An 8,088-nucleotide genomic window follows, 5' to 3' on the forward strand; every position below is an offset into this window, starting at 1 on the left:
ATTAGATATTCCGTAGATCGGTAATAATTTGTAAGGGTAGTAAAAGGAGGGACTATGAACGCATATGTCATGAAAGGCATGTTGCTTATTGCATTAGGCGCCGTTCTATGGGGCTTTTCTGGAATGTGCTCACAATTTGTGCAACAACAGCGGATGATGTCGGCAGAATGGGTAGTAGCTATGCGCCTTGTCATTGCTGGTGTGATTACGGTAGTAGCGGCCTTTTACCAAGGAAGAGCTTCTATTTTTAAGGTTTTTTCTGACTGGAAAGATACATTGCGGTTGGTTATATTTGGGGTCCTTGGTATGTGGATGTGCCAATACACCTATTTTAAAGCGATTGCCTATGCAGGGGCAGGGATTGCGACGGTCTTACAATATGTAGGTCCTGCATTGATTATTTTATACATATCTATTACACGCTTAACGTTACCAAGGGTGGCAGAAGTAGTCAGTGTAGTACTAGCTACGGTGGGGACCGCGATTATTGCTTTACAAGGTGTGTGGGATATATCAGCGTTAGATGATACACTTCTGACCTGGGGGATGTTATCTGCTGTAGCAGTTGGTATTTATACGCTACAACCAGTGCCACTATTGAAAAAGTATGGTACGGCACCCATCGTGGGCTTTGGCATGCTTATCGGAGGGGCCTTTGCGTGGATAGCTACACAACCGAGTTCCGAAGGAATTGTATGGGACTTGTGGGCTCACGGAGGTTTCTGGAGTATCATTATTTTCGGTACCGTAGTATCCTTTAACGCCTATTTAGAAGGCGTACGCCGTGTAGGTGCGATTACGGGATCCATACTTTCCTCCATCGAGCCCATTTCGGCAGCAGTATTGGCGTGGTTGCTGTTGGGTAATCAGTTTTCCCAATGGGATGTGATCGGTATGACGTTAATCATCATTACAATTTTTATTTTGGCTTGGGATAAGCGTCGAGCTACAAATAAAAGTTGACCGAATCTATAATTCGTGGTAGAACTAATAAATACAGAATGAAGGGTACAGATACTTGTAAAAGTAGCTGTACCTTATTAGTAAGTGGGGGCATCTTAAAGCCTGTATAGGGTAGATAGATACGTTTCTCGAGGTTACGTGTAGGAGGAATAGATGGCACGAACGGTTGGTATTATTGGATTAGGATTGCTAGGGGCCTCTCTAGCAAAAGCATTACGAGCCTATACGACATATGATGTCATCGGTTACGCGCGGCGTCAGGAAATTTGCGACCTCGCCTTGGCTGATGGTTGTGTGTCACAGGCTTTCACAGCGGTGGAACCAGTTATCACCAGCGCAGACATCGTCGTGTTTGCCTTGCCGCCACAAACGAATAGCGAGCTCTTTGTGAAAGTAGCCTCACTGCTCCGACCAGGGCAGGTGGTGACCGATGTGTCCAGTGCGAAAGATGACTTTGCTCATGCCGTGTATGCTCACATCCCTGAGGGCGTTCACTTCGTGTCGGTGCATCCTATGGCAGGGTCTGAAAAAGGGGGCTATGGAGAAGCCCATAAAGACCTCTTTCAGAAAATGGGGTGGATTGTCCTAGAAGATGAAATGCAGCCAGCCTACGATGCCGCAGTGGCACAGGAGCTAGCCGATATGGGACGTGCCGTGGGGTCTCGCATCGAATACGTGGATATGAAACGCCACGATGGGTGCTTGGCCATGGTGAGTCACATGCCTCATATGTTGGCGTCCGTCATGATTACCGCCGTTGGCAATGATGAACTGGGAGATAAACGGATGAGCTTGTCGGCGGGAGGCTTACGAGACAGCACCCGTACCGCCAGTGGTCTGCCAAGTATGTGGCAAGAAATTATCTACGGAAATCGTATGAATGTGTTGAAAGCTATTGAACAAGTAGAACAAGAATTAGCGACTGTAAAACAGTTGCTCCATGCTGATGACAATGGAGATAGTTTAGGGCAGTACTTAGAACGAGCGAAAGAGATACGAGATCGCTTGCCGAGTTTGACCATAGATAAGAAGTAATTTTGGATGAACTAGGACAGTATTTGTTTCACGGTAAAGCAATTCGTGACGGCTTACTAGGTTTGACCATAGATGCGAAAAATTATGCTTGAAAGTACAACGATATTATTTATGCCTTTGCTTAGGAGTGAACTAGTATAAGGCATGTATTACAATACGAGGGAAAGCTTTCAACATAGGAGATAGGCAGAGCCTGTGATATAATAGGAATAGATGATTGAAAGAAATCGGCATAGCATATGCATGTGCATGTGAGAGCTTTCAAAAATATGTTACAAACAGGAAACATGATAGAGATAGATATAAAAGGCAAACATAGAAAGGAGCGATAGTATGACAGACGCAGCGCAAAACATTGTGGATCAAGTGCTAGAAGAAGTACAAAATACGCCAGGTGTAGGAGTAGACAATCCCTCGGAAGTGGCGAATCAAGCGTTGCAAGACACATTGGTAGCGAGTGTAATCCCTGAGGAGTATTGGCCTGAGATTGTATCTTGGGTATCCGAAACGGGTTTAGATACAGTCTATTTAGACAGTCGTGACCGTATAGGTGCATGGTGGGCGTCTAAAGAAGTGCGCTCCATGGGGTATACCTTGAATTTTACGAAATGTGGCAAGGTACCTAGTGAATGGTTCCCTGTGGGTGAACATTGGAAAGAAGCGGAAGTGGAGGCGCGCTATCGCCTGGTAGCGAGCTGGGAATCTTTAGTGGAGAACGGTGCCTTAGAGAAGGTTGAAGTAGAATGAAAGTAACAAAAAACATATCGTTATCTGTAGGGGCACTCAGTGTCCCTATCTTTATAGAATTATTTTTACTCATGTTATTGGGCAATGTGGACCAATTCATGCTCAGCCAGTATGCAGAAACGGCGGTGGCTGCTGTAGCCAATGCGAACCAGATTATCAACATTATCTTGTTTTTGCTCATTGTCATGAGTACAGCTACCACTATTTTAATTGCACAATATTTGGGAGCTAAGCGTCCCGATAAAATTGATGAAGTATATACGATTAGCGTTGCCTTTCATACGGTGTTCAGTGTCATCGCTGGGGCTGTGGTCATTATCTTTCATCAAACTCTCTGTGAATGGCTTGGGGTACCGTCGGAGATTATGGAAGAAACCGCACTCTATTTAAATATCACCGCTGCCAGCATTCCTATTACGGGTATCTACATGACCTATGTAGCAATGTTTCGGGGACACTCCATGCCTCGTATCACCATGTGGATTGCCCTTGTCATGAACGTGGTCCATATTATTCTGAACTACGTACTCATCTACGGTTGGGGGTCCATCCCAAGCATGGGTGTCTTAGGTACATCCGTATCAAGTGTGATTAGCAAAGCATTGGGACTAGGTCTTATCATCTGGTGCCATCAATCGCTGTTGACAGCCCGTCTGAAAGTAGATTATTTGCGCCCATTCCGGTGGGCTACATTACGACAATTGCTGTTTATCTCCGTACCATCAGGTGGGGAAACTTTGTCGTACCAACTGTCCCAGACAGTCATCATGAAAATGGTGAACCTTATGGGGCTTGTGGTAATCACTACAAAAGTGTATGTGTACATCATCGCTACCTTCTGTTATATGTATACGGTGGCCTTGGCCAATGCGGCACAAATTGTGGTGGGATTCCTAATGGGAGCTAAACGAGAAGAAGAAGTATCCCGCCGTGTGTGGCTCACAACGGCAGCAGGTGTTTCCATTGGCGTCGGATTGAGCACATTCTTTTACTTCGCTTGTGAACCTGTGATGCGCCTTGTGACGGATAATCAGGAGATTATCGATTTGGCGAAAGCGGTCTTGTTTGTTGAAATCTTCTTGGAAATTGGACGTGGCGCCAACATTGTGCTGGTTCAATGCTTGCAAGCAGCAGGAGACATTCGGATTCCGATGTTCGTCGGAGTCTTTGGCATGTGGGCCTTTGCGGTGACCTTGTCCTACTACTTCGGCATCGTTCTTGGCTGGGGACTCGTAGGCGTGTGGATCGCCATGGCTATCGATGAGATTATACGAGCGATTATATTTGTGTGGCGGTGGCAGTCAAACAAATGGAGAGGTCGTTCGCTCATATCGGTTTAAATTCCTGTGGTTGTTAAAGCCAGCATATGTCACATAAAAACTGCCCTACGCGAAAGTTTTTGACAGAACACATGGGGGCTCCTTTGCGTTTATCGAGGAGGAATTTAAAGCGCTCTGAGCGGGGGCGACCTAGGGGAGGGAAGAGTGTGGTTTTCTTGACGGGTAGCTTATATGTGATATACTGTAAGTAATGTATTACGTGTATTACAAAAGGAGTGACATCTATGGCGACTACTATTTCTTTGCGGTTATCTGAAGATGAAAGCCAAATGATTCAAGCGTATGTTGCTGCTAATAATTTGAATGTATCTTCCTTTATTCGTAATTTGGTGCTAGACACGATTGAGGACGAATTACAAATTAATGAGGAACGTATTTTAGCGGCAAGACGAGCACTTCGTGAGGAACCAGTATATGATCATGAAGAAGTGTGGAAGGAACTTGGTATTTGATGTTTAGGGTTAAATTTTCGGAGCATGCAAAAAAGCAAATAAAGAAGTTAGATCCCTCTATAGCAAGGATGATTAAACATTGGATAATAAAATATTTAGTAGGATCTTTAGATCCAAGAGTTCATGGAAAAATGCTAACAGGAAATCTTTCCGGGGTATGGAGATATAGAGTAGGTGATTATCGACTATTTGCTGAAATTAATGATAAAGAAGTTACTATTTTTATAGTAGAAGTAGCACATAGACGTGAGGTATATAAAAATAAGTAACATCTTTTCCTCACCAATTTTCCCCCGGTCTGTTTCAATTTTTATATCTTCATATCAAGCGCAATCCCTTGAGCCAACATATGTCTCCTAAAAACTTTCGCGAAGGGCAGTTTTTAGGAGACATATGTTGGCTCTTAAATGCACAAGGCGGAAAATATAAAAATTGAAACTGACCGAAAAATACTTTATAATGGAATCAACTTGGCATAGTCTAGGGCTATGCTTTTTTGTATTCTTATGATGGGTTTCACATAGGAGGACGTATGAGTTTATATGAAAGTACATTGGCACGGATTGTGCCACGGAATAAAGAGATTGAACGAGCAATTGGGGAACAGTGGAGTAAGGGGACTCCATACGGTTCATATGGTAAGTTAGCGACGATGGTAGAGCATTATGCGGCAGCTACGAATCAAGTAAATCCAGCAGCTCCTAAGCCTTGTATGATTATCGCCTCTGGTGACCATGGTGTGGCAAAAATCGGTGTCAGTGCCTACCCGCAAGAGGTAACGGTGCACATGACTATGAACTACTTGATTCCAAAAGGGGCCGCAGCCAATGCGCTAGCGAATTATTGTGGTGCTCAAATTGAAGTCATCGACGTAGGGGTAGCGGCAGATATGTCCGCTGTGCCAGGCTTACACCATCACAAGGTGATGCCGAATGGTACGAACAACATGTTAGAAGAACCAGCTATGCCTATGGATAAAGCTATTGAGGCCGTTGAGGTGGGCATTGCTTTCGTAGAAGAGAAGGTGAAAGAAGGATTCAATACTTTCCTAGTGGGTGAAATGGGCATTGGTAACACTACGTCCAGTGCAGTCATTACAGCGAAGTTCTCCGGACTTTCAGCGAACGAAGCAACGGGACGAGGTACGAATATTTCGGACGAACGGTTGAAAGTGAAACAAAAAGTCGTCTACGATGCACTAGTAAAATATGCAGATATTCCACCTACAGATGGATTGGGTGTTTTATCTGCCGTAGGGGGCTTGGAGTTTGCTTGCCTAGTAGGTGTTATCCTAGGAGCGGCGGCAAACCATGCGTTGGTGGTCATCGATGGATTCAACACCACAGCCTGCGCCCTCATTGCGCATGCTATGAACCCGCACACCATGGATTACGTGATGGCATCTCATTTGTCCGCTGAAAAAGCTCATAAAGATGCGCTGAAAACATTGGGCTTAGAGGCCTATGTGGACCTTGGATTCTGCTTGGGTGAGGCCACAGGCGGATCCATGCAAATGCAAATGTTGAACTTAGCCGTGGACATGTTCCGCGAAGTTGCAGGAGGTGAGCACCATGCGTAATTTTGTCATCGAACCATTGCACAAACCGTCCATGGAGGAATGCCGTTTGCGCATCGACAACCTAACAAAACCATTGTATTCCTTGGCACGTCTAGAGGGGATTACAGAGCGTATGGCAGGGATTCTGAAAGAGGAAAAACCTAATAATCTTCGTCATGCTGTTGTTATCGTAGGAGCTGATATCGCTGTAGATGGACCACAAAACCAAACACATGGCGTGGAAAGCTTGAAAGCTATGGAACGGTTAGCCTCTGGACATTCTGCTACCCACGGAGCAGCGAAGAAAATTGGCGCTCCTGTGTTCTTAGTGGATGCAGGCTTAGAATTAGATACAAGTCACATCGAAGGTGTGCGTCAACATAAATTAGCCAAAGGATCTAAATTTTTCCGCATGCATGCGGCGTTGACACCTAACATCGTAGAACAAGGTTTAGAAGTAGGCTTTGCCTTGGCAGATGAATTGAGCCACAAGGGGTACCAAACGATAGCTATCGGTACTGTCGGTGAAAGAAGCTTACTTTCAGCGTTGGCTGTTACAGCAGGAATCACAGGATATCCGATGGCAGAGTTGTTGACAGAAAATAATTGCACCTTGAGCATTCAAGAAAAAGCAAAACAGTTGACCGCCAGTTTGGCAGAACACGATTTGCCGAGCCAAGACGGCGTGCATGTATTAGCCACCGTAGGCTCTCCAGACGTGGTGGTCTTAACAGGACTCATCTTGGGGGCGGCTAGCCATCGTATGGCAGTGGTCTTCGACACGGCGGAAACAGGAGCAGCCGTACTAGCTGCAAAATGTATCAACGAAGCAGTCATGGACTACGTGTTCCCATCTGTTCATACAGGGGAACCAGTGCAAGCAGCACAAATGAAATACTTGGGAATCAAGCCGCATCTGTTCTATGGCTTTGAAATGGATGAAGCCTTAGGATCTACTATGGGGTTGTCTGTTCTTGATGCGGGTATGCACATGTTAAATGATATGAAAACATTCGGTGAAGCTAGTGTAAACGTGGCTGTCGATGGACCGGGATCTAAGCGTCAGGATGGACGGTAATAGTTACTAATTATGTGGTATAATATAGAAAAGGAGGAAGTAGTATGAAAACACTTGATGAGATTCGTAACTTAATTGCTCCGGTTCTAGAGCTATATCACGTGAAATCAGCCTATCTTTTTGGCTCTTATGCTCGTGGTGAGGCTACAGAAACTAGTGATGTAGATTTGTTTGTAGTTTTTGATAATGATAGTATTAGTTTGTTTGAAGTGGGCGGTCTTTTAGAAACTTTAAAAGAAGTGTTGCAAATGGATGTAGATTTGCTTACTGATGGAAATAAATTGACTAAACGATTTCAAGAAAATTTATATAGAGATATGATTCATATATATGGTGATATCTATGGAGAACAAAGATATATTAGTTGATGTATTGGATTTAATAGATAGGTTAGATGCGTCTGTTAAGCTATATAAAATTCAAGTAATTGCAGAGACATTAGGAAAGGTTTCTCAAGATTTTAAGGATAGCCATACTGAAATTCCTTGGAAAAATATTAAAGGCATGCGAAATCAGTTGTCTCATAATTATGGGCAAAATAACTATAGACTTATTTGGAGCACGTATAAAGAAAAGTTACCAGAATTGAGAGAACAATTGGTGGCCATATTGGACGACGAATATGGTTTTGAAAATGAGATGTTTTAAAAAAATAGTAAAGATTGTAGCAAGCTATATCCCTGATAGTGTGCTACAATCTTTTTTGTATCTTTTCTATCAAGGTTGTCTAATATATTGAAAATATAACAATATTATATGTTGATAGGATGAAGTTATCATATGCTGTTTAAGAAAAAATATTTGTTAAAAATATGTTGACAACTATCCAAATTTTTTGGTATTATAAATGAGCAGTCGCAAGAAAGAAAACCAGGATTGCATACATGCGGAAATAGCTCAGCGGTAGAGCACCGC

Annotated in this window: 10 protein-coding genes; all 10 read left to right on the forward strand. The window is 43.7% G+C overall.

What is annotated here, in order from left to right; genetic code table 11:
• The first annotated feature begins 54 nt into the window (after nt 1–54).
• The 10 genes from HMPREF3032_RS07420 to HMPREF3032_RS07465 all read left to right on the forward strand — a co-directional run bounded on the left by HMPREF3032_RS07420 (nt 55) and on the right by HMPREF3032_RS07465 (nt 7,821).
• Complete coding sequence (locus tag HMPREF3032_RS07420) at nt 55–963, forward strand: DMT family transporter (protein WP_062403669.1); 909 nt, start codon at nt 55–57, stop codon at nt 961–963.
• A gap of 153 nt (nt 964–1,116) precedes the next feature.
• The gene (locus HMPREF3032_RS07425) at nt 1,117–1,998 is read left to right on the forward strand and encodes a prephenate dehydrogenase (RefSeq protein ID WP_062403672.1); all 882 of its coding nucleotides are present in this window, start codon (nt 1,117–1,119) and stop codon (nt 1,996–1,998) included.
• Between the two features lie 333 nt (nt 1,999–2,331).
• Nucleotides 2,332–2,745, forward strand: coding sequence for a hypothetical protein (locus tag HMPREF3032_RS07430; RefSeq protein WP_062403676.1), 414 nt, complete (start codon nt 2,332–2,334; stop codon nt 2,743–2,745).
• The gene (locus HMPREF3032_RS07435; RefSeq protein ID WP_062403679.1) at nt 2,742–4,085 is read left to right on the forward strand and encodes an MATE family efflux transporter; all 1,344 of its coding nucleotides are present in this window, start codon (nt 2,742–2,744) and stop codon (nt 4,083–4,085) included. The genes HMPREF3032_RS07430 and HMPREF3032_RS07435 overlap by 4 nt, the downstream gene beginning before the upstream one ends.
• 224 nt (nt 4,086–4,309) lie before the next feature.
• Nucleotides 4,310–4,537, forward strand: a complete 228-nt coding sequence (relB, locus tag HMPREF3032_RS07440) for a type II toxin-antitoxin system RelB family antitoxin (protein ID WP_062403682.1) — start codon at nt 4,310–4,312, stop codon at nt 4,535–4,537.
• Nucleotides 4,534–4,806, forward strand: coding sequence for a type II toxin-antitoxin system RelE family toxin (locus HMPREF3032_RS07445; protein WP_231723420.1), 273 nt, complete (start codon nt 4,534–4,536; stop codon nt 4,804–4,806). The genes relB and HMPREF3032_RS07445 overlap by 4 nt, the downstream gene beginning before the upstream one ends.
• 263 nt (nt 4,807–5,069) lie before the next feature.
• Nucleotides 5,070–6,116: a nicotinate-nucleotide--dimethylbenzimidazole phosphoribosyltransferase gene (gene cobT, locus HMPREF3032_RS07450; RefSeq protein ID WP_062403690.1), complete on the forward strand. Its 1,047-nt coding sequence runs from the start codon at nt 5,070–5,072 to the stop codon at nt 6,114–6,116.
• Nucleotides 6,109–7,173 carry a nicotinate-nucleotide--dimethylbenzimidazole phosphoribosyltransferase gene (locus HMPREF3032_RS07455; protein WP_062403693.1) on the forward strand — a complete coding sequence of 355 codons (1,065 nt, stop codon included), beginning with the start codon at nt 6,109–6,111 and terminating at the stop codon, nt 7,171–7,173. Before cobT ends, HMPREF3032_RS07455 begins: the two co-directional genes overlap by 8 nt.
• 44 nt (nt 7,174–7,217) lie before the next feature.
• Nucleotides 7,218–7,541 carry a nucleotidyltransferase family protein gene (locus tag HMPREF3032_RS07460; protein ID WP_009352801.1) on the forward strand — a complete coding sequence of 108 codons (324 nt, stop codon included), beginning with the start codon at nt 7,218–7,220 and terminating at the stop codon, nt 7,539–7,541.
• A complete protein-coding gene (locus tag HMPREF3032_RS07465; protein ID WP_009352799.1) occupies nt 7,516–7,821 on the forward strand; it encodes a HepT-like ribonuclease domain-containing protein in 306 nt (101 codons plus the stop codon). The genes HMPREF3032_RS07460 and HMPREF3032_RS07465 overlap by 26 nt, the downstream gene beginning before the upstream one ends.
• The last annotated feature ends 267 nt before the right edge of the window (nt 7,822–8,088 follow it).

Source organism: Veillonella sp. DNF00869 (assembly GCF_001553345.1).
Taxonomy (GTDB): Bacteria; Bacillota; Negativicutes; order Veillonellales; family Veillonellaceae; genus F0422.

What these genes read in the sequence shown, in the direction of transcription:
- HMPREF3032_RS07420 (WP_062403669.1), top strand. Translation starts at nt 55, where the DNA reads ATGAACGCATATGTCATGAAAGGCATGTTGCTTATTGCATTAGGCGCC.
- HMPREF3032_RS07425 (WP_062403672.1), top strand. Translation starts at nt 1,117, where the DNA reads ATGGCACGAACGGTTGGTATTATTGGATTAGGATTGCTAGGGGCCTCT.
- HMPREF3032_RS07430 (WP_062403676.1), top strand. Translation starts at nt 2,332, where the DNA reads ATGACAGACGCAGCGCAAAACATTGTGGATCAAGTGCTAGAAGAAGTA.
- HMPREF3032_RS07435 (WP_062403679.1), top strand. Translation starts at nt 2,742, where the DNA reads ATGAAAGTAACAAAAAACATATCGTTATCTGTAGGGGCACTCAGTGTC.
- relB (WP_062403682.1), top strand. Translation starts at nt 4,310, where the DNA reads ATGGCGACTACTATTTCTTTGCGGTTATCTGAAGATGAAAGCCAAATG.
- cobT (WP_062403690.1), top strand. Translation starts at nt 5,070, where the DNA reads ATGAGTTTATATGAAAGTACATTGGCACGGATTGTGCCACGGAATAAA.
- HMPREF3032_RS07455 (WP_062403693.1), top strand. Translation starts at nt 6,109, where the DNA reads ATGCGTAATTTTGTCATCGAACCATTGCACAAACCGTCCATGGAGGAA.
- HMPREF3032_RS07460 (WP_009352801.1), top strand. Translation starts at nt 7,218, where the DNA reads ATGAAAACACTTGATGAGATTCGTAACTTAATTGCTCCGGTTCTAGAG.
- HMPREF3032_RS07465 (WP_009352799.1), top strand. Translation starts at nt 7,516, where the DNA reads ATGGAGAACAAAGATATATTAGTTGATGTATTGGATTTAATAGATAGG.